Origin of the sequence: Pseudoalteromonas sp. T1lg23B (genome assembly GCF_002964665.1) — a bacterium.
Lineage (GTDB): Bacteria > Pseudomonadota > Gammaproteobacteria > Enterobacterales > Alteromonadaceae > Pseudoalteromonas.
Genome location: NZ_PQBZ01000042.1, coordinates 31,133 through 52,050, shown reverse-complemented (window position 1 = coordinate 52,050; position 20,918 = coordinate 31,133). Strand labels below are relative to the sequence as shown.

The 20,918-nt window shown below is 43.6% G+C and carries 21 protein-coding genes; 13 read left to right on the top strand and 8 right to left on the bottom strand.

Annotated elements, in window-relative coordinates; all coding sequences use genetic code 11:
- Window positions 1-3 precede the first annotated feature (3 nt).
- The 4 genes from C2M32_RS16840 to C2M32_RS16825 are packed head-to-tail and all read left to right on the top strand — an operon-like array spanning window position 4 to window position 3,232.
- Window positions 4-912, top strand: a complete 909-nt coding sequence (locus C2M32_RS16840; protein ID WP_105169487.1) for a MipA/OmpV family protein — start codon at window positions 4-6, stop codon at window positions 910-912.
- Window positions 902-1,300, top strand: coding sequence for a DUF3019 domain-containing protein (locus C2M32_RS16835; RefSeq protein WP_158678257.1), 399 nt, complete (start codon window positions 902-904; stop codon window positions 1,298-1,300). The genes C2M32_RS16840 and C2M32_RS16835 overlap by 11 nt, the downstream gene beginning before the upstream one ends.
- Window positions 1,300-1,989, top strand: a complete 690-nt coding sequence (locus C2M32_RS16830; RefSeq protein ID WP_105169485.1) for a response regulator — start codon at window positions 1,300-1,302, stop codon at window positions 1,987-1,989. The genes C2M32_RS16835 and C2M32_RS16830 overlap by 1 nt, the downstream gene beginning before the upstream one ends.
- 7 nt (window positions 1,990-1,996) lie before the next feature.
- Window positions 1,997-3,232 (top strand): ATP-binding protein, encoded by a 1,236-nt coding sequence (locus tag C2M32_RS16825; protein ID WP_105169484.1) that lies wholly within the window; start codon window positions 1,997-1,999, stop codon window positions 3,230-3,232.
- Here C2M32_RS16825 and arfB read toward each other — a convergent pair.
- The 4 genes from arfB to C2M32_RS16805 all read right to left on the bottom strand — a co-directional run bounded on the left by arfB (window position 3,222) and on the right by C2M32_RS16805 (window position 6,725).
- A complete protein-coding gene (gene arfB / locus C2M32_RS16820; RefSeq protein WP_105169483.1) occupies window positions 3,222-3,635 on the bottom strand; it encodes an alternative ribosome rescue aminoacyl-tRNA hydrolase ArfB in 414 nt (137 codons plus the stop codon). The genes C2M32_RS16825 and arfB overlap by 11 nt on opposite strands.
- A 115-nt stretch (window positions 3,636-3,750) precedes the next feature.
- Window positions 3,751-4,446 (bottom strand): ABC transporter ATP-binding protein, encoded by a 696-nt coding sequence (locus tag C2M32_RS16815; RefSeq protein WP_105169482.1) that lies wholly within the window; start codon window positions 4,444-4,446, stop codon window positions 3,751-3,753.
- A gap of 12 nt (window positions 4,447-4,458) precedes the next feature.
- On the bottom strand, window positions 4,459-5,739 hold the full coding sequence (locus tag C2M32_RS16810; protein WP_105169481.1) for an efflux RND transporter periplasmic adaptor subunit: 1,281 nt from the start codon (window positions 5,737-5,739) through the stop codon (window positions 4,459-4,461).
- A gap of 200 nt (window positions 5,740-5,939) precedes the next feature.
- Window positions 5,940-6,725 (bottom strand): chromosome partitioning protein ParA, encoded by a 786-nt coding sequence (locus C2M32_RS16805; RefSeq protein WP_105169480.1) that lies wholly within the window; start codon window positions 6,723-6,725, stop codon window positions 5,940-5,942.
- Window positions 6,726-6,827: 102 nt separating this feature from the next.
- Between C2M32_RS16805 and C2M32_RS16800 the strand changes: the two genes are divergently transcribed.
- Window positions 6,828-7,721, top strand: a complete 894-nt coding sequence (locus C2M32_RS16800; protein WP_105169479.1) for a response regulator — start codon at window positions 6,828-6,830, stop codon at window positions 7,719-7,721.
- Between the two features lie 9 nt (window positions 7,722-7,730).
- Here the strand turns inward: C2M32_RS16800 and C2M32_RS16795 are convergent, their stop codons facing one another.
- A complete protein-coding gene (locus C2M32_RS16795; RefSeq protein ID WP_105169478.1) occupies window positions 7,731-8,147 on the bottom strand; it encodes a hypothetical protein in 417 nt (138 codons plus the stop codon).
- A 146-nt stretch (window positions 8,148-8,293) separates the two neighbouring features.
- On the bottom strand, window positions 8,294-8,596 hold the full coding sequence (locus C2M32_RS16790) for a hypothetical protein (protein ID WP_105169477.1): 303 nt from the start codon (window positions 8,594-8,596) through the stop codon (window positions 8,294-8,296).
- Window positions 8,597-8,722: 126 nt separating this feature from the next.
- On the opposite strand from C2M32_RS16790, the gene nhaR reads away from it, so the two are divergent.
- The gene (gene nhaR / locus C2M32_RS16785) at window positions 8,723-9,616 is read left to right on the top strand and encodes a transcriptional activator NhaR (RefSeq protein WP_105169476.1); all 894 of its coding nucleotides are present in this window, start codon (window positions 8,723-8,725) and stop codon (window positions 9,614-9,616) included.
- 16 nt (window positions 9,617-9,632) lie between these two features.
- Here the strand turns inward: nhaR and C2M32_RS16780 are convergent, their stop codons facing one another.
- Window positions 9,633-10,820: a sensor histidine kinase gene (locus C2M32_RS16780; RefSeq protein ID WP_105169475.1), complete on the bottom strand. Its 1,188-nt coding sequence runs from the start codon at window positions 10,818-10,820 to the stop codon at window positions 9,633-9,635.
- Window positions 10,813-11,484 carry a response regulator transcription factor gene (locus tag C2M32_RS16775; protein ID WP_105169474.1) on the bottom strand — a complete coding sequence of 224 codons (672 nt, stop codon included), beginning with the start codon at window positions 11,482-11,484 and terminating at the stop codon, window positions 10,813-10,815. The genes C2M32_RS16780 and C2M32_RS16775 overlap by 8 nt, the downstream gene beginning before the upstream one ends.
- Before the next feature lie 72 nt (window positions 11,485-11,556).
- Between C2M32_RS16775 and C2M32_RS16770 the strand changes: the two genes are divergently transcribed.
- From C2M32_RS16770 to C2M32_RS16740, 7 genes are all read left to right on the top strand, one after another.
- On the top strand, window positions 11,557-13,272 hold the full coding sequence (locus C2M32_RS16770) for an amidohydrolase (RefSeq protein WP_105169473.1): 1,716 nt from the start codon (window positions 11,557-11,559) through the stop codon (window positions 13,270-13,272).
- 113 nt (window positions 13,273-13,385) lie between these two features.
- Complete coding sequence (locus C2M32_RS16765) at window positions 13,386-14,318, top strand: class I SAM-dependent methyltransferase (RefSeq protein WP_105169472.1); 933 nt, start codon at window positions 13,386-13,388, stop codon at window positions 14,316-14,318.
- Between the two features lie 173 nt (window positions 14,319-14,491).
- Complete coding sequence (locus C2M32_RS16760; protein WP_105169471.1) at window positions 14,492-15,331, top strand: pirin family protein; 840 nt, start codon at window positions 14,492-14,494, stop codon at window positions 15,329-15,331.
- 17 nt (window positions 15,332-15,348) lie between these two features.
- Window positions 15,349-16,326: a glutathione S-transferase family protein gene (locus tag C2M32_RS16755; RefSeq protein ID WP_105169470.1), complete on the top strand. Its 978-nt coding sequence runs from the start codon at window positions 15,349-15,351 to the stop codon at window positions 16,324-16,326.
- A 185-nt stretch (window positions 16,327-16,511) separates the two neighbouring features.
- Entirely contained in the window at window positions 16,512-17,435 is a 924-nt protein-coding gene (locus C2M32_RS16750) for a GGDEF domain-containing response regulator (RefSeq protein WP_105169469.1), read from the top strand.
- Entirely contained in the window at window positions 17,425-19,338 is a 1,914-nt protein-coding gene (locus C2M32_RS16745; protein ID WP_158678256.1) for a sensor histidine kinase, read from the top strand. Before C2M32_RS16750 ends, C2M32_RS16745 begins: the two co-directional genes overlap by 11 nt.
- On the top strand, window positions 19,335-20,876 hold the full coding sequence (locus C2M32_RS16740; RefSeq protein WP_105169467.1) for a hybrid sensor histidine kinase/response regulator: 1,542 nt from the start codon (window positions 19,335-19,337) through the stop codon (window positions 20,874-20,876). The genes C2M32_RS16745 and C2M32_RS16740 overlap by 4 nt, the downstream gene beginning before the upstream one ends.
- Window positions 20,877-20,918 lie beyond the last annotated feature (42 nt).

Below are 20,918 nucleotides of genomic sequence, written 5' to 3'. Positions count from 1 at the left end.
AGTTTGAAGCAGGTTTTAGTCGCCATGAGTATGTTGGCATCGATGAGCTTGCACGCTCAGCAATGCCAGCCCCAAGATGGAGGTTGCATTGAGGTCGATCAATGGCAGTTTGCTGTTGCTATTGGCGCTGGCGTGATGACCAACCCCTTAGAAGGGGGTGACAACATACCACTGTTTTTCTTGCCTTATGTCAGCTATTACAGCGACAAGTTCTTTTTAGAAAATACCACAATCGGCTATACGTTCAGCCATCAGAGCAACTTTGATGTAAGCTTCATCGTCGAACCCAATGTTGAACAGGCATTTTTTGAGCGACATCATCTTCGTAGTCTTGCTGCACCAGATAAATATCTCGATGTGAATGGCATGGTGGTCGACAATTTACCTGAGGGCGTACCTTCCGAAGGGGATAATCCGACAAAAACACCAACCTACAAACCTAAAATCAGTATTGATGAAATCACAAAGCGAGATTGGACCATCGATGGAGGCTTGCTTTTGCATTGGTACGTCAATGACACCAGTAAACTCACCGCATCTTGGCTTCATGACTTAGGGGGCGTGTACAAGGGCCAGCATGCTACGCTCACTTACAGTCAGCAATTGCCTCTACCAATGCAGGCCAATGCTAAATTGCAGCTTAAAGTCGGCGCGCAGTGGCAAAGTCAGCAATTGGTTGATTATTATTATGGACTACGTACAACGGACAGCTCTGATCCGCGCTTGTATTATCAAGGGCGCAGTAGCATTTCGCCATTTTTGTCTATGGCATACAACCATCGAATTAGTAAGCACTGGCAGCTTAAGTTTAATATTAAGCACACGTGGTTAGCCGATGGTATCAGTGATAGCCCACTCGTTAGAGATAATGGCTCCAGCAGCATCTTTATTGGGGGGCTGTATGAATTCTAGTGTACAGCTTGTGGTTGCATTATCTTTAGTACTTGGTTGTACAAATATGGTGTCAGCAGGGACTTTGACAAACGTTGCCAACCTAGAAATAAAACCCATTACTTGTATTGTCAGGCAATTAGGTGAGCTTTGTACCATGACAGTTAAAGTTAACTGGCAGCTCCCCCACCCTGTCGACGCCTGCTTATATCAGGAAGAGATGAAAATGCGGTGTTGGCATGATAAACAAAATATCACGGAAAAGCTCGATATCTCGTTACAGAAGAATATGACCTTTCGTTTAATTGATTCTAAACAGGCGGTGCTAGCACAGCAGGTCATTAAGGTTAACGCAGCAATGAGCAGCCAATACCGAAGAAGATTAAAAACAGACTGGAGTATATTCTAATGGCGCATGTAATGCTTGTTGAAGACGATATTCGGCTGGCGGAGTTGACCGCGCAATTCCTGCAAAGCAATGGCTTTGAGGTAAGCCAGGTGCATGATGGCGCAAAGGCCGTTGAGGCTATTTTAGTGCAGCAGCCGGATGTGGTGGTACTCGATATTATGTTACCCAATCAAGATGGCTTTAGCGTGTGTCGGCAGATCAGGCCACAATATCAGGGCCCTGTGTTATTCCTGACAGCGAAAGACAGTGACTTTGATCAGGTGCGAGGCTTGGAGATAGGTGCGGATGATTATGTGATCAAGCCTGTTGAGCCACATGTACTGTTGGCCCGTTTAAATGCGTTGTTACGACGCAATAGCACCACAGTGCGCTTCGGAGAGCAACTAACTCTTGGCCAGCTTAGCATTGATAAAGCAAATCGAAAGGTGCTGTTGCAGCAGCAAGAAGTTGAACTAACCAGTTATGAGTTTGATTTATTATGGGCACTTGCCAGTCATGCTGGTGAGACGCAAAGTAGAGAATACATATATAAACATGTGGTGGGTAGAGAGTATGATGGCCTTGACCGCAGTGTGGATGTGCGCATATCGCGGCTGCGTAAAAAACTCAATGATAACTTAGAGCAACCAGAGCGCTTGATTACAGTTTGGGGGAAAGGTTATTTGTGTTCCAAATCAGCGTGGGGCTAAGGGCTGAATGATCCGCTTATTAGTCAGTCTATATGTGGTGGTGTTTTTCAGCATAATAGCTATTAACCAAGGCAGTGAGTTGATCTGGCAACACTGGGTATATCAAGCGCCGGATGATCTTCGTCATGCCAAGCAAGTTGCCAAATCGTTGCAAACCAGTGTGATAAAAACCGTAGCACCAGATCCGTCGCTCAATACCTTGCACATAGACGAAGTCGCTTGGCTGCCTGAGCAACGTAGTCAATTGTTACATGGCGACATTGTGACGACTTATACCGAACAAAATCACGCGCTGTTGTCGTTTTTGATGCAAGACAAGCAGACCCTTGTGCAACTTGGTCCATTTATGCCAATAAAGCAAGCTGGACTACCTAAGTATTTGATCAAGTTATGTTCGTTCTTGTTATTAGCGGTGTTATTGATGTTTTGGCTACGCCCGCTTTGGCGCGATCTGATGCAACTAAAGTACGTAACCAGTCAACTTGCCAAAGGTCAGCTTGATATTTCTATTGCTCCCTCGCGTTTTTCGGCCATCGCGAATCTGACCAGCCAATTTCACACCATGGCCACAAAGGTGGCTAACTTGATGAGCAATCAAAAGCATTTGGTTAATGCGGTATCCCATGAGCTAAGAACGCCGCTTGCACGTTTGAAGTTTGCATTGGCGCTGATGCATAAAGACGCGCCAGAGCAGGTCACATTGATGTCAGAAGATGTGCAAGAGATGGAAGTGTTGATTGATGAGATGCTCAGTTATGCGCGCTTGGAAATGGCGCAAAGTGAATTACAGTTTAGGCCCTTTGACTTTGTTGAACTGCTGCATGAACAATTGGAAAAGCTCAAAAGAGTAACCAACAAGCATATTGTGTTTGATTGTATGTATGAAAGATTACCGATTGTTGCTGAGCGTAATTACATCGCCAGAGTGCTACAAAACCTGTTACAAAATGCGGATAAATACTCTAAAGAACACATCTATTTGGCGATGACCGTGGAACAAGGATTCGTTCATGTTTGTGTTGGAGACGACGGAATGGGGATCGCACCAGAAGCCCATGACAAGGTGTTTGAGCCGTTTGTAAGGCTAGAGAAAAGCCGTAACAAAACCTCTGGAGGATTTGGCTTAGGGCTGGCGATTGTCAACAAAATCGTCTCTTGGCATGGTGGTTACTGTGAGATACAGACTTCTCAATGGGGAGGTGCACAATTTATGGTGCATTTACCCATCACATCTAAAACTTGATTTTCCCCCTCAAGTTTTTTGTCTGACCACGCTTAACTTTACTTTCAACGCGTTTACGTTGTGAGCTGCGGGTTGGTCTAGTTGCTCTGCGTGCCTTTTCAATTTTTGTGGCGCTGAGGATCAGAGTTTTCAAACGTTCTAGCGCTTCTTCTTTGTTCATTTCTTGTGTGCGGTGGGTTTGCGCTTTGATTATGACCACACCTTCTTTGGTGATACGGCTGTCGTTTAACGCCAGTAATCGTTGTTTGTAGAATTCAGGGAGTGTTGAGCGATTGATATCAAATTTGAGATGAATGGCGCTCGATACTTTATTTACATTTTGCCCGCCAGCGCCCTGTGCGCGGATGGCACTTAGCTCTATTTCCCAAGCAGAAATCTCAACATTATTGGAGATTTTTAACACCACATATTCCAAACTAGTTTGTTATGTGGCTTAGTTTAACACGCCTACTGGCACAGTAAAATGTACCAGTGGCGTCAATTGCACTGTTCAGTTAAACGGCGCTCTATTGCTTAGTTCAAGCGATGGCTGCGGTTTTTTTTATTGGCTGGTATTCGTCTAAATAGCCATCCTTGATTTGTATGATGCGATTGGCTTGTACTGCCTGTTCGTTATCATGAGTCACCATAATGATGCTGGTGCCCTGAGCATTAATATCTTTAAGTAACGACATGATGCCGTCGGCCATTTTTGAGTCCAAGTTACCAGTCGGCTCGTCCGCTAAGATCACCGCTGGTGAGCCAGCGATTGCCCTTGCAATAGCCACACGTTGTTGCTGACCACCTGATAACTGTGTTGGGTAGTGATTTTTTCTTCCTGCTAAACCAACCTGTTCGAGTGCTTGCATGATGCGTTTATCACGCTCTGCTGCCGTAAACTTTCTATAGCGTAATGGCATATCAACGTTGTCATACAAATTCAGTTCAGGAATAAGATTAAAACTTTGAAATACAAAACCGATTTTTTCATTTCGATATGCAGATTTTTGCTTATCCTTCATTCTTGACACATCTTGGCCATCAAGTAGGTATAAGCCTTCACTGTGCTCTTCGAGTAACCCTGCAATATTCAAGAAGGTTGTTTTTCCTGACCCCGAAGGCCCAATTACACTTACGAACTCTCCTTGTTCAATCGTCAAGTCAAATGGGTGCAATGCCTGAGTTTTAATACTATCTGCGTAAAAAACTTTCGTGAGGTTTTGCATCTTTAACATACATAGTTCCTTTTACTGTAAGATACGCACGCTAGGCGCATCTTTGAAAATGTCATTGTCGGAAATAACCACCTTATCACCTTGTTTCAACCCTGAGAGCACTTCCACTTGAGCAAGGCTACGCGAACCTAATTTTATTGGGGTCTTAACTGCTTTGTCATCTTTAACAACGTAGGCGAATTGACCATTATAGGTGTTGATGAACTGACCTCTGGGTAAGAACGCGATGTTGTTCTTTTGTTCTAATATAATTCGAGTGGTAAGTCGTTGGTTTTGTCGAAGGCCTGTTAACGAGTCGTCTTTGAAACGAATTTTGCCATTCACCGTACCTTTACTTATCTCTGGAGATATGGCGACGAGCTCACCTTGGTAAAGGGTTTGATTCAGTGTTATCTCTGCTTCCATACCCAGTGCTAGGTCATCGGCATAACTTTCTGGAATACTCACCTCTAGTTCGTATTGGGTCAGGTCAACGACACTAAGTAGCGGCTGGTTTTTAGCAACCGAGTTTTTTTGCTGTGCATTTAAGTTACCCACCAAGCCAGTAACGGGTGAGTTGATTTTCAAGCCATCAACTTGTCGTTTTAGTTCTGTGACCTTCACTTGCTGAGACTCTAACTCTAACTCACGAGTTTGTATTTCAAATTTCTGGCTTTCTTTGAGTAGCGCAACTTCTTTGAGTACGTGTTGATATTCACGCTCGGCGTTTTGTAAGTCGTCTTTGGCTTTTTGGTAATCAATGTCACTTATCACATTATTGCGCATGGCCTCTTCTGAGCGCCTCATCTCACGGCGTGCTGCATTAAGTGACACTTCGGCCTTACCAATCAGATTGTCGTGCGCTAGGTTAGACTTTTTAACCTGTATCTTTTCGCGTTCTAGATGTGTTTTCAGCTTGGTTAGATTCGCAATTTCTTGATCATAAAGGCTCTTCAATTCTGGACTATCGATAATCGCAAGTGTTTGATCTGTTGTTACGCTGTCACCCGCTTCTACCAAATAGGTTACCGTTCCCTGAGCTGGGCTATACAATACGGGACGTTTTGCGGCAATGACTCTGCCTTGCACCGAGAAATCTCTGACAAACATGCCCTGCTCGACTTGAGCGATGCGAATTTTCTCTAGCTCAACAGCAGTTTGACCACTACTCCAATTAGCGATTGCAGGTGACACGATGAAATATATAAAAATAATAAATGCAATTACCGCAACAAAAGGCATTGCTAGTTTGATTTTTGAACGTTGTGTTTGTACCTGAGTATCTTGGGCACTGGTGTCTGATATATACGTCATTATGTATTCCCTTTCCTGCGTCTTGACGGTCATGACTTTGATGGTTTACTAATCTAAATTCATTTCAAATTACAGCTGTAACCTATCAAAAGACAGCATCGGTAAAATACATGGTTTTTGACAAAATGTCACCAAGGTTAATTTTTTGTTTTAAAAAAATCTTAATAACTGCTGAATCATTAGACGCTCACTGCCAAAGTTCACTGATCTTTTGTTTTTGTTAGTTCTAAATATCTACTTTCAATAAAGTTTTTCTCTTTTTTTAGATGCTTAAGTGCTGCTTTTGTTTGTTCCAATTCAGCTTTAATGTCATCTAAATCAGATTCGCTGCTGGTATCAGCTTGTAGTGATAACTGCTCTAATGCTTGATTTTGCTCGGCAATTTGGCGCTTATAACTGTTAATGATTTCGTTCATTTGCGCCTTCTCTTGTTCGAAGTCCTGTGTGCTTTGTGGCGACGCGCCCACTTGCTCTTGAATGGCTTGATACTTTTCTTGTAGTTGTTGATGCTCTTTTTGAAGTACCGCTATTTCATCATATTGGCTGTAAAGCTTTTGTCTGGTTACTTTGAGTTTTTCAGTACTTTGATCGAGATCTCCTTTGAGCTTTCGGATCAGTGCGTGTGATTGCACCAGTTTTTGATTTAAGGCCTTGATGGACGCTGCTTCTTGCTTGGACATACGGTCTTTGGTTGAGTTTCGGATCTCGGCCAGTTGCTGTTCTAATGTTTGCTGTATTTGTGCCAGTTGGGAAATGGTCTCGCTATTATCGTTAACGTAACTCAAAGCACTGTCTACAGACTCTCGACATATGCGCAGAATATCCTCGTCTTGCATACTTGGTTTGTGTTTTACCATTGCGGTTGCAAAGTGCCTGAATTCGCGCAGGATCAGTAAAAGAATATAGAACCAAGCCGCAAGAATAAGCAGCCCAAAGTTGATCGCGATATATTGGTACATCTCAGTGGGGAAATATAAATTATGCATTGTTTAACGAACTTGACCCAATTAGAAACTCTCTTTGAGTTTAGTGATGCATAAAAAATATGCCTATAATAAAAAACAAGTTTTTGTTCTAAGTGGTCAAATGTGAAGATACTGATTGTCGATGACAGCCCAGCTACATTAGAGATAGTAAGGCGTGCACTAGAAAAGTTTGGTTATCGTAAGCTTTTGATCCGAAAAGCCAGCAGCGTTAAGTTAGCGCTACGTGAGATAGGAAACTGGCAGCCCGATATCGTTTTGACCGATTGGCATATGCCTGACATGTCGGGTTTGACTTTGCTTCAGGCGATAAAAAAGCGCCAGCTAAATATGACCGTGGCGATGATCACAACAGTTGATGAACGGGCAAAAATTAACGAAGCTTTAAAAGCGGGTGCCCGTTTTGTGCTATCAAAACCGTTTTCTGATCAACAATTACACGATAACTTGCTGCCTTTGGTACAAGGGACGGAAGAAAGCGAGGTGATCTTAGAGCAAGTGGAGGTTAATGGTCAGCTCGCACTGCCTAAGCTCGGGCAGTTAGAACGTCTTATTCATAAGCAGGTCGATAAAAGTTTGGTGATCCAATCCATTAAACCGCAAGACTTTGATGAAACGAAAGTGCCTTGTGTCATGGCCATTTATGAAGACAGAAACAATCAAAAAGTCAGGGCGGTTGGTTTGCTTGACGTGTACGCTACCTGTGTTCTTGCCAGCAGTCAGCAACCAATAGCCCCCGAAGAAATACATCAAGCTATCCATCAGCATATTCTTTCTAGCGATATTCTAGAGTCGTGTAAAGAAACGTTAAATGCCACTGCATTTGCGTTTTTGGACAAGCGCTCTCGGATGAGTCTGCGGGTGAAAACCGTCAAGTTCATTGGTACACCGTTTAAAAAGTTGGAGTCGTTGTATCAAACACCCTTGGATAGTCGCATTGACTTTAGTTGCCAAAGAGAAGGTATGGCACTTGGCAAAGTGCTGTTGGTGGGGTTCTAACTCCGCAGCTCAGCTGAGCAGATCAACAAGCTGAGTTAAGTCATTGATCCCCGACTTTTTCAATGCGTCATGTAGTGCCTGTGAGACGCTGACCAGTTGCAGATGTAATTGTGTTAGATGGGCGGTGAGATGTTTGAGCGTGGATTGTTTAATTTTTTCATCCATATCTAATCGGGTTTTAACGTCAATAAGCTGCTCTTTATACTCTCGGATTTGTTTTCTGATTTTTTGCTGTTGTGCCAGTAGTGATTCTATATGAGGAGGTAGTGCTTTTTTTTCCGCGGCTTGGTGGTCATTGTGTGATTGCAGCACAGTCTTTTGCGTGTCATTAGATAGATTCCTCGCACGCGCCTCTTCGTCTGCTGGGTTGGGATAACCTAATACAGTGTGTGTAATTGCGTGTTGCGGTACTGCATTGAGTTTCACATCATGACCTAGTTAACGTCCTACACCTAATAGGTGTATCGGCGAACTGATGAATAACTTGATAAAATAGAGCGGCATCCATTCCGCTGCAAGTGCTTGGGATTATATGGAGCAAAAATGATTGCTATATACCTGCAAAAACTTGGTTAGTGAGCAATTGCATACTTTTGAGCCAGTATTTTTTGGCAATTGTGTAATGCGCGCTTAATGGCTTGTAGCATGTTATTGCCCTTCGCTTTCAGCATAATGCTTGGTAACCCTGGTAGTTGAAGGTTGAGACGACACTGTTTAATCAAACCATGTTGACGAGACATGACGTCATCAATGTGAAGCTCTACTGTACGAATATTTAAAGCATACTTTTGTAGCTGCATCGTCACTAACTTTGACAGTTTCACTTTCATCGCCGCCGTAACAGTTTTATCTTTTATTGATAACTTCAGTTTCATTGTTGGATTCTTATCCGTTAATTGATTGAACTTGTCGCACCTCAATTGCAGGTACAGTCTAAATCTACTAAGGTATATGGAAAGAAAAAAGCTGATTATTTCTTACTTAGTGACAGGTATTAGCGAATGATTACCAACATCAATTACAACCATTTATATTACTTCTGGCAGGTAAGCCGCCACGGCAGTATTGCTGCTGCAAGCAAGGTGCTGCATCTGACACCACAAACGGTGAGCGCGCAAATAACGAGCTTAGAGCAGCGTTTAGGTAAAGCGTTATTCTTACGTGAAGGCCGAGGTCTTCGCCTCACTGAGTTTGGACAAATAGCGCAACAATATGCAGACGATATGTTTGCCATTGCTCACGAGTGGCTTGAGACCACTTCTGGAGATGTTGGTACGTTGTCGCGCACTTTGAAAGTGGGCATATCAGATGCGTTGCCCAAATCATTGGTATCAAAATGGCTTGCACCATTGATTGAGAATGAGCGCATAGCCAATCTGCATTGCATTGATGGACAGCAAGCCGAGTTGTTAGCGCAAATGGCGATCCACAAGTTAGATTTGGTGTTGGCGGATAAACCCTTGGACAATAGCTTACCGTTTAAGGTGTTTTGTCATGAGATAGGAAAAAGTCAATTAGGATTTTTTGGAACGAGTAGCTGGCAGCAAAATTTACAAAGCAACTATCCCAATACGCTGGCAGATGTACCCGTGGTGTTACCTGCCAAATCGAGTCCAGTGACGAATGCCATTCACTATTGGCTAGATGAATTAGGCATTGAGATAAGTGTGGCCGGTCATGTGGACGATAGCGCATTAATGGTTGCTTTAGGCCAACAAGGTTTTGGATTATTTCCCGCACCGCTATCAGTGAAAGAAGAAATCGAGCGCAACCGTGATGTGTGTTTTATTGGTCCCATTGATAATGTTTATCAGCATTATTATGCGTTTACCCCTGACCGGTTGATCAAAGACTCTATCTACTCAGAGTTTGTACGCTATGCGCAAAATACATGATGACTAAGCGTGACAACTAGTAAAGCGCTTTAAACTTGATGGTCAGTGTATAGTCCTGTGTCGTCACTGAGATACTACGGTGCCAGTCCAGTCTTGTGCATATTTGTTGGATCAACATCGACCCTAAACCTGTACCGGATGTATCTTGGTTTTGCGCTGATTGGGCATTGTGTAGCGTCAGTGTCTCTGGTGTGAGCTTTATCGTCAATGGTGGCTTGCCGTGCCGCTGTGCATTTTCTATCGCTTGAGTAAGTAATAACTCACATAATGGGGTGTGAAGTGGCAAGATCACTTCATGCGGGTTCAGTTCTAGGATGATTTGAAAATGCTGATTGTCATATCTAGCTGCGACGCGCCTAATCACCGCTCTGATATCAATAAGCTGTTTCTCGATATCAGTTTGCCACAATGCTAACACCGCACTACTGGTGTCACTAAGCCGATGTTGCGCTTGCTCTAACGTGAGTAAGATGTCTACGGCTTCAAGAGGCAGATCGTCTTGCTGTTGCAATCGTGCAATACTGTGTTGGATGTGCGTGAGCGGTGTACGTACTTCATGGCTTAAATAGGTGCTCAGTAACCGCTCTTTTTGGTGTGCCAGTTGTTCGGCTTGTCTTGACAGTTTGAGCGCATCGTAAAAGGCACTGAACTCTTTAAATCTAGTTACCTCACTAGATTGTTTGTTAGTGTTTACAAACTCAGTTAATGCATTGATTTGTTTGTTTATTTTTAAAGTGCTTCTAATGACAGTGTACAGTGCCAGCAGGCTACAAGCCGCGAGTAACAGTGTAAGCCAAGGCGTGATTGGCAAAGTGTCTTGCGGATCGAAAAAGTGCAGTACAAATAACGGTGAAACATTGCTGTTGGGTTGCTGCCAAGGTAGCACGTAGATATCTTGGTTGGCTTGGCGCAACAGCGTCACCTGATTGATAGCGAGTTGACCAGAGCGCCATGCCTGTACCACATAATCGGGTAACTCTGCATGTGATTGTGTGATCAATTTAAATTCATCTGAGATAGGCAAAGTAAGCCGCTGCGAGTTCACTTGCTCGGCGTCGTAATAGAGATAGTGTGCGGCGCTGTCATCAAGCGCAAACTCATAACTGTATTTAGACACGCCTAACCAGCAGAGCATGATTATCAGCATTGGTAAGGTGATACGTGAACTCAGATACACAATCATAGAAGTGTGGTGCTTAGTCATGTTGAACTCTCAATGTGATACCTTGTTTTTTTAGCGTATGTAACAAGGCTGGTTCATCCTCTCTAGTGAGGTTGCTACGCAGTCTCGTTATGAGCGATTTATACATGTTGTTGTTGCTGTCCTGTTGCGGCCAGATCTGATTAATGATGGCTGCTTTACTCACTGGATTTGGATAATGTTTTATCAGTAACTCTAGCAACTGCCATTGTTGCGGAGACAACACGATGACCCTCTCTCCTCGTGTTATAATTTTCGCATCTAAATCAACATGCAAAGAATCAAGACTAAACTGCCGATTTGGCTTTGAGTTGTTTTTGCTTGCGAGCAACTTGATACGAACGGCCAGTTCTGGCAAAGCGAATGGTTTGGTTAAATAGTCCAATGCGCCATATGAAAAAGCTTTTAGTTTATCGTCTAAGGCATCTCGAGCGCTGAGAAATAAAATCGGCTCTTGACGCTGGTGTTGCCACTGCTTAGCAAGAGAAAGCCCATCCCCATCGGGCAAGTTGATATCCAGCACAATAGCATCATAACTCTGATGTTCACTGATGGCTTGCGCTTGTCTCATTGTGCTGGCGTAGTCTACCTCTATTCCCTCTTGTGCTAGAAAGTCAATACTGTGCGTTGCCAGTACCGTATCGTCTTCTACCAATAATATGATCATGACTCGCCTATACTGTTACCTTACGGTTACCTGTGTCTTGATAGTGTATTGCTATACCTAAGGAGTCAACTAATGAGTCAATCAACTATGTTAATTTGTACCACACTTCTTTCACTTAGCTGCGCTTTATCTGGCTGCACTGAGGGGGACAATTCGTCAATATCCACGGCCACTGAAGTTGCGACTGTCGAGGCGAATATCGTGTTCGTTAATGGTCAGGTGTACACCGTCAATGCTAAACAACCTTGGGCTCAGGCTGTCGCCGTACAAGGCAATAAGATTGTTTATGTTGGAGATGATACACAGGCTCAAAGTTATATTACAGAGCGTACTGAGGTAATCGATCTCAAAGGCAAAATGCTGATGCCTGGTTTTCATGACGTGCATATTCACCCGTTGGAGTCGGCATCTGAGGTAACGCAGTTCACTTTACCGGGATACGCTTCAGAAAATGAATATATCGATTTGCTCTATGAAGCATCACAAAGTTATCCCAATACCGACTGGTTAATCGGCTATGGTCATGAAATAGCAACACTGTTAGACATGCAAGCATCGCCACTGGCAGTACTGGATGAAGCGATACCAGAGCGCCCTGTTATTATCATGGAACAAACATCTCATTCCATGTGGGTCAACAGTAAAGCCCTTGCGCTTGCTGGGCTCACTGCTAACAGCCAAGACCCCATAGGAGGCGTGATAGGCAGAGATAGTCAGGGCAACTTGAATGGTATTTTGTACGATAACGCGGGTAATCAGTTAATGGAGCTGGCGATGAACTCGCGCCCTGATGCAAGCTCAGAAGATTACAACGGTTTGATTGAGTACACGATGCCAGAACTCAACAAGGTTGGGATCACATCAATCAGTGACGCACGTACTTATTGGCAAAGAGGTCATCTACAAACTTGGCAGCGTGTGGCTGATGAAGATAAGTTAACGCTACGTGTTAGTTTGGGGCTTTGGGCATATCCTCAGATGAGTGATGAAAAGCAAATAGCCTCACTGAAAGCGATGTTTAGTCGCTCATCAGACAGCCTGTTAAAAGTGGATCAGGTTAAGTTTTATATGGATGGTATTTTAGTCAACAGCACAGCAGCGATGCATGAACCCTATGAAGTAAACTGGCTTAACTTATACCAAAACAAGGGGTTAAATTACTTTACTCAAGCGCGTATGGAAAAATATATCAAAGCACTGGAGCCTGTAGGCTTTGATTTTAACATTCACGGTATTGGCGATAGGGGTATCCATGAAGCATTAAATGCGATTGAAAAAGCCTCTAATGGTCATGCTAGGCATCGAGTTACCCATTTAGAGGTTGTTGACCCAGAGGATATGCCACGTTTTGCCAAGTTGAATGTGATTGCCGATGCGCAAGTTGCGGGGGAATTTAGTCAACCAAGTCACTGGCCTGAAAATATTCCACTCATAGGTGCGCAGCGCTCACAAGACCTCGTGCCGATTAAAGACTTGCAAGGTGCGAATGCCACACTTACGCTAAGCAGTGACTGGAATGTCAGCACCTTTAATCCTTTTGTAGGGCTGAGCCATGCAATATCGCGAGCACCACAAAACATTACGCTCGCTCAGGCTATTGCCGCCTACACCATCAATGGGGCCTACGCAATGCGTCAGGATCATTTGGTAGGAAGCATTGAAGTGGGTAAACGCGCTGATCTTGTGGTGCTGGATAACAATCTATTTGAGTTAACTGCCGAGCAAATCAAGCAGGTCAAGGCTGAACTGACCTTGCTTGATGGTGAAGTGGTGTATCAGGCTTACTGATAAGTTTTTGGCACTGCATACAAATTCCTTCACATTGTTGGGGAATTCGTATGTGGTGCCAGTCAAAGAAAATGCGTAGAATACACCTTTTTGCCAATGACTCTTTATAAATCATGACACCGACTGCCCTGCCCTTACTAGACCAACAGCTATGTGAACTAACACATATTCCCGATGAAGTCAGACGCCTATTTCATGGTCGAGGCCTATGTTGGCCGGGCCTAGAACATATCACGGTGGATTGGCTAGCAGGACAGCTATTGATCTCACTATTTAAAGAGCCCGAGCCTGAGTTTATCGACAGCTTGCGAGCGCTGAGTGAAAAATGGGCACAATTGCCACTTTGGCAAGGTAAAGTGAAAAGTATTTTGTTGCATCACCGTAGTCGACCAGATTGTGAACTTGAGGTGCTATGGGGCTGCTTATCAAAAGAACAGCAAGTAGTTGAAAATGGTCTGACATTTTTGCTGGACTTGGGTAACAAACAAAACAATGGTTTATTTTTAGACATGCGTTTTGGTCGAGATTGGGTAAAATCAAACGCACAGGATAAACGGGTATTGAACTTGTTTGCCTACACCTGTGGTTTTTCGGTGGCAGCGATTGCAGGTGGTGCCAAGCAAGTGGTAAACCTAGATATGGCGAAAGCCGCACTCGGTAAAGGGCGTGATAATCACCGAGCCAATGGCCATGATCTCAGCAAGGTAAAGTTTCTAGGTCACGAGTTATTTAAATCTTGGGGCAAGGTGCGAAAGTTTGGACCTTATGATCTGGTGATTATCGATCCACCTTCATTTCAAAAAGGCAGTTTTGCGCTGACTAAAGACTACAAGAAGATACTGCGCCGTTTACCTGAGCTATTGACCGAACACGGCCAGGTACTCGCCTGTGTCAATGACCCGAGCTTAGATACACAGTTTTTAATTCAAGAAATGGCTGAGCAAGCTCCTGAGATGGTGTTTATAGAGCGGCTCGACAATCCACCCGAGTTTCAAGACATTAATCCACAGGCAAGTTTAAAAAGTTTGCTGTTCAAGCGAAGTTAACCCAGCCTATTTGTAGTTTTTAACGCTGAGTATGCAAACGTTGCACTGAGCGTTATTATCACTTAATCATTCTGTTTTTTAGAATGAAACCCCCTAAATTTACTAATTTTTAATCGTTTTGCTTCTTGCTAATGTATCAACATTGAGCAAGCAATGAGCCTTTGGAGCAAAACATGAAAATCATTCGCACGCAAAAATCTTATGCCACCAGTGATGGTGCTGGCGTAAACATCAAGCGCATTGCCGGGTTTGATGGTAAAAGTCTTGACCCGTATTTGATGATTGATGAATTAAAATCAGACGACGAAAGTGACTACATGGGCGGGTTTCCACCGCATCCTCACCGTGGTATTGAAACCTTTACATACATTCGCAAAGGAGGTTTCGAGCATCAAGATCAGATGGGTAACAAAAAAGCTATCCGCAGTGGCGATGTTCAATGGATGAGTACAGGGCGAGGAGTTGTACACAGTGAGATGCCATTGGCTGATGAAAGCGAGGGTATGCATGGCTTTCAAATTTGGCTCAACATGCCCGCAAAGGAGAAAATGCGGCCACCTAAATATCAAGACTCGACAGAATCTGGCGTTCCGGCTTTGGAGAATGAACATCAAGCTAGTTTGTTAGCGCTTGCCGGCAGTTGGCGAATGGATGGACAAGTGGTTGATGGCGCGATTATGGGACTGGCAGGTGAAGGCGCTATTGCTGATGTCATATTGCCGCCCAACAGTACCATGGTGCTGGACATGTCTACACACACCAAGGTACTGATCTATATTCATAGTGGAAGTTTAATAGATACCGAGCTTGGTAAGGGGACATTACTGGAAGTGTCACCGAGTGAAGCACTGCAACTTAGCGCGGGAGCACAAGGTATGGGGGCTCTGGTGCTCGCAGGACAGCAAATTGGCGAGAAGATAGCGCATATGGGTCCATTTGTCATGAACACTCAAGCGCAGTTGCAAGAAGCGGTGAGAGACTACCAGATGGGTCGTTTTGGCGACATTGTATAGCTTAACGGGAGGACAGCATGGGACTACTTGTGGATGGTAAGTGGCAGGATAAATGGTACGACACCAGTAATAAAGGTAAATTCGAACGTGAAGCGGCACAGTTGAGAAATTGGGTTACGGCGGATGGGTCTGCTGGACCTTCGGGTTCAGGTGGGTTTAAAGCACAATCTGGCCGCTATCACTTATTTGTGTCCTTGGCATGTCCATGGGCGCATCGCACCTTAATTTTTAGGGCATTGAAAGGGCTGGAGGAGCATATTGATGTTTCTGTGGTAAGTCCTGATATGCTGGATCAAGGCTGGACCTTTGATAAAGCCAGTGGCAGCAGTGGCGATCCGTTATATGGCTTTGATTATATGCATCAACTGTACACCTTGAACAATGAAACCTACAGCGGACGTGTAACCGTGCCTGTCTTATGGGACAAACAGCAGGAAAAAATTGTCAGCAATGAGTCCAGTGAGATTATTCGTATGTTTAACAGCGCGTTTAATGACATTACTCACAACACAGACGACTATTATCCCGAACATGCAAAGCCGCAAATCGATGACATCAATGAGTATGTTTACAAAACCATCAACAATGGTGTGTATCGCTGTGGCTTTGCAACGACTCAGGAGGCTTACGAGCAGGCTTTTGACGAGTTGTTTTGTGCGCTAGACAAGGTTGAAGCTATTCTAAGTGATTCTCCTTACCTTGTTGGGGCAAATATTACCGAAGCAGATTGGCGGCTATTTACCACATTGATCCGTTTCGATTCAGTCTATTATGGTCACTTTAAGTGTAACAAGCAGCGCATAGAAGATTACCCCAATCTGGCAAATTATATTCGTGCCCTATACCAATGGCCGAGAATCGCGCAGACCGTGAACTTTGGCCATATAAAAAGGCATTATTATTTTAGTCATACCATGATCAACCCGAATCAGGTGGTGCCCAAAGGCCCCGCTATTGATTATATGACGCCTCACAATCGAGCAAAATTCGGCTAGGTTCTTGTGTTGTTCTGACCACGTAGTATTTGCTGCGTGGTTTTATACAACGCACCGATATAGCAATACTTCATTGATATTGATGTTTTATTCGTATCTCAATAGCCTCGTTGAAAGAGCCATATTTTTGCAAATGGAGTGGGCTCGACTACATTTATATCTATCCCTCACTATTACAACAAATTATGGAACAGGTCGATTCACGCACTGATATTTTGATCGTTGAAGATGATGATATTAATTACCTCGTCCTAGAAAAAATTCTATCTCAAAGCTATGAAGTGACGCGTTGTGCCAGTGGCCTTGAATGTATGGAATACTGTCAATCTCATCAGCCTGACATCATTCTAATGGATGTGGAAATGCCGGATATGGACGGGCTGGAAACGTGTAAATTACTTAAGCAAAGTGACCTTACTAAAGATATCCCTATTATCTTTGTTACCTCCCACCATCAAGACCATGAGCAGACGCGTTGTTGGCAAGCTGGTGGCTGTGACTTTGTGATAAAACCTGTCAATGCACTCACACTCATGCATCGTGTTGAGGCCCAAGTAAGGCTTTTACATCAGCATCGGCAATTGAAGGCGATGGCTTTTATTGACGGTTTAACACAGGTATACAACCGGCATTACCTGACTTCTGAGCTGGATAAACGGCTATCCTATGCTAAGCGTAATCGAACCGCATTTTCTTTAATTATGACAGACATAGATTGGTTTAAAAAATACAACGACTTTTATGGTCATGTTAAAGGGGATGAGTGCTTAAAGCACGTGGCTCAATTGATTAAATGTAACCACCACCGAGGTGAAGATGCGGTCGTACGATATGGTGGAGAAGAGTTTGTTTGTATCATGCCACAAGTTAATAAGCATGGTTTAGAAACCCTCTGCTCTAGCTTAAAACAGCGTATACAATCGGCTCAGTTGCCACATGAGGGATCAAAGTATGGTTATGTGACGCTCAGTATTGGTGGGGTATACAGTGATTGTGTAAGTCAGTGTAGTGGCCAAAAGTGGCTAGAAGCTGCCGATGAGCAGCTTTATTTGTCTAAAAGTAAAGGCCGAAACGAAATCTCAATTAAGGAATTATCCAGTGATAAGTAAACTCATCACCAGCGCGTCTAAAAAAGGAATATCACTGTGGGTAAGCCTATTGTTGTTGCTACTTATTATGCTAGCGGTAACGTGGTATTTCGACGAGGGTATAGAAAAGAAAGTTCAACACAGAGTTGAACAAGAGCTTACAGACTTACTGGAGAATAAAAAGCAGTTTTTGAATGATGAAGTGCAAAAATATCGCAACTACATTAACTTCTTAATTGAAACTCCTCCGATTCAAGGTATTTCACGCGCTCAGCGTAACCAAGGCATCGACCCAAAAGACAGTACCACCACCGAGCAGTGGAAGAATCGTTTGGCAAAAATCTTTAGCTCCATGATGTATACCTACTCAGAGATTGACCAACTCCGTTTGATAGATAGCCAAAGCGGAGATGAGTTAGTCAGAACCGACCGCTATGGCGGACTGGTGACAGTGCAACCACAGTCTAAATTGCAAAATAAGGCGCAGCGAAATTATTTTACCGAAACTATCTTGCTTAAAGAGAGACGTATATATGTGTCGCAAATAGATTTAAACCGAGAGCATGGAGAAATCGTCTACCCACTGGAGCCAACACTACGCCTAGCGGCACCAGTTTATAATGAACAAAACGAGCTTTTCGCGGTGTTGGTTGTCAACATTGATGCGTTGCTACTTATTGAAAAGCTTAAACAGATATCTTTGGCAAGTGCGCAGTTTTTACTATTGAGTAATGATGGCCATTTTATCTATCATCCTGATGAAACGCTGCGTTTTAGTAAAGATCTCGCTAATCAGCAGACTTGGCAATCTAACTACTCAGCTCAACCTTGGTCAGAACCTTCTATGTTGTTGGTTACGCAAAAAGATACCAACCTAGAGTTGCTTGCAAAACGTACCGCGCTATTTGTTGCTTCTAATTCTGAAGGCGGACAAATACAGGGCGTAACAATGCTTCCCGTAGCTCAGTATGAAGATTATTTACTACAAAGTAGAGCGAGCGTTTATTCGCTTATGTTAGTTATTGGCACAATTTTTATGCTGGGGTTGTTGGCACTGTGGGTCTATTTCAGAAATAATCAGCAACTGTTAGAAGCGCGCTCACAGCTGGCTGATATTATCAACGGTGCCTCGGATGGGATCATTGGTTTTAATGAACAACTGGAAATCATCAGCCACAACGCTGCGGCGGAGCGGTTCTTTCCTGAATTGCAAACGATGAACGACAAGTCTTATAGGGCCCTAAAAGATTATATTCCAGAGGACTATATTCACTCTACATTGTACAACGTGACGCACAAAAGAGGGCTGGAAGTGCTTGAGGTTCAGACTGAATTGGTGGGTGAGCCAAGAGATTTAGAACTGTCAGCGTCACCTATTCGCTCTGCTGATGAGAAATTATTGGGGTTTGCGCTATTTATCGCCGATGTGACAGATCAAAACAAGGCCAAGGCGGAAATTGTCAAAATGAATGCTTCTTTGGAGTTTCAAGTTGAACAACGTACATTGGAGCTGGATGTCGCAAAGCGTAAGGCGGAAGAATCATCAAAGGTAAAAAGTGCCTTTATTTCAAGTATCAGTCATGAAATGAGAACACCGCTTAATGGCATCCTAGGTACACTGGAATTGGTTCGTCGCGAGCCTCTGAGTCCACAGCAAGGTAATTATCTAGATATGATGAGTACCAGCGCTAAAACCTTAATGCGATTAATTAACGATGTACTCGATCTGTCTAAAATTGAAGCGGGTAAATTAGACATTGATGAGCGCCCATTTAACCCGTTAGAGGTTCTCGAACATGTGACCAGTTCTGTGAGTGTCAAAGCTCAGCAAAAAGGCATTGATTACATGCTAGACGCAGTGGATGTCATGTATCTCATGTTACAGGTGATGGTGGTCGCATTAAACAGATATTATACAACTTGATAAGCAATGCGATTAAATTTACCCAGACTGGCGGGGTATTTGTTTATGCTAAAACCAAAGAACACAATGATCAAGTTTGGTTAGAAGTTGAGGTAAAAGACACCGGAATTGGCATCGATAAGCAAAACTACGGCCAGTTGTTCCAAGCTTTTAGCCAAGAGTCGACGGAAACTTCCTCAGAATATGGTGGCACGGGGTTGGGGCTATCTATTTGTAAGCAGCTATGCGAGTTGATGGGAGGCGAAATTCACTTTGCATCAGAAAAAGGTAAAGGAAGCAGTTTCTATTTTTCTATTCCGTTTGCGTTAAAAGATGCTAAAAAGCTTGAAATTGAGCCGATATTGGCGGGTATAAAAGTATATATCACGGCAAAATCACCCGAAGAAGAAGCCTATTTCAAGAAGTTTCTGGGTCTGTATGGTGCTCAGATATGTGATTTAAATCAGGCGGATTTGTGGCTTGTTGATGTAGGTATAGAGCTGGGGCAAAACTTGGCAAATGCGAGCGGAGCAAATAAAAAAACGTGTTTTATTTATGATCCAGTAAACGACCCCTTTCCTGTAAATAAAGGGTTGGCAGTATTGACTAAACCTGTGCGTTATTCAGATGTACTGGCCGTTATAAATCGTGAAGATACGTTAAGAGTGTTTGGTCACACAGGCATGTCACTGGTAGAAAGCAAAATGCATGGTGCTCAGTTTGATTCACTAGCAGGTCAAACGGTTGTCGTCGTTGATGACAATCAAATTAACCTAGAAGTAGCCAAAGGGATCCTCAACGCTCATAATGTCGTTTCTGTGCTTGTCCATTCTGGGCAAGAGTTATTGCAAAAACTGAATTCGTTTGCAGCCCAGCAAGTAGAAATATTGGCAGTCTTAATGGATTGCAACATGCCCGTAATGGACGGCTATGACACAACCATTGCGATACGTTCAGGCCATGGTAGTCAGCTTTATCAGAATGTGCCTATCATCGCTTTGACTGCAAGCACTATGCAAGGTGAAATGCAGCGCTGTAAGGCAGCCGGCATGAATGACTATATTTCTAAGCCTATTGACTCATATACCTTATTTACGACCTTGTTGAAGTATAGCGACGCTAAGGCGAGCATACATACACAAATTGAAGCACACGATAACAGCAGTAATAAGACAGACAACGCCACTGTATCTTTGGATAAAGACGAAGAGAAAGTGTTAGACCGTGAGGCTGCGTTGGCGAGGCTGATGAATGATGAAAGTTTATATATCAAGATATGTGAACTCTTTAAAGAGAGTGCTAATGCGCGCTTTAACGAGCTGACCGAAGCAGTGGAGGCCGTTAATCTAGAGCGCATCAAGCAAGCTGCACATGCCATCAAAGGGCAAGCTGGAGATGTCGGTGCAAAACGCCTTCATCATTGGGCAAACTCGTTGGAGCATGCTGCGAATGATGAAGAACACAGCGAAGTCTGTAGAGAGTTATACCTAAAAGTTCAAACTGAGCTTGAACGGGTATGTATTCAAATCGAGAGCCAAGTTTTAAATGCTGCAAGCTAAAGCCTGATTATATCAAGGCTTTGGTTGGGCGATTGCTTTAAC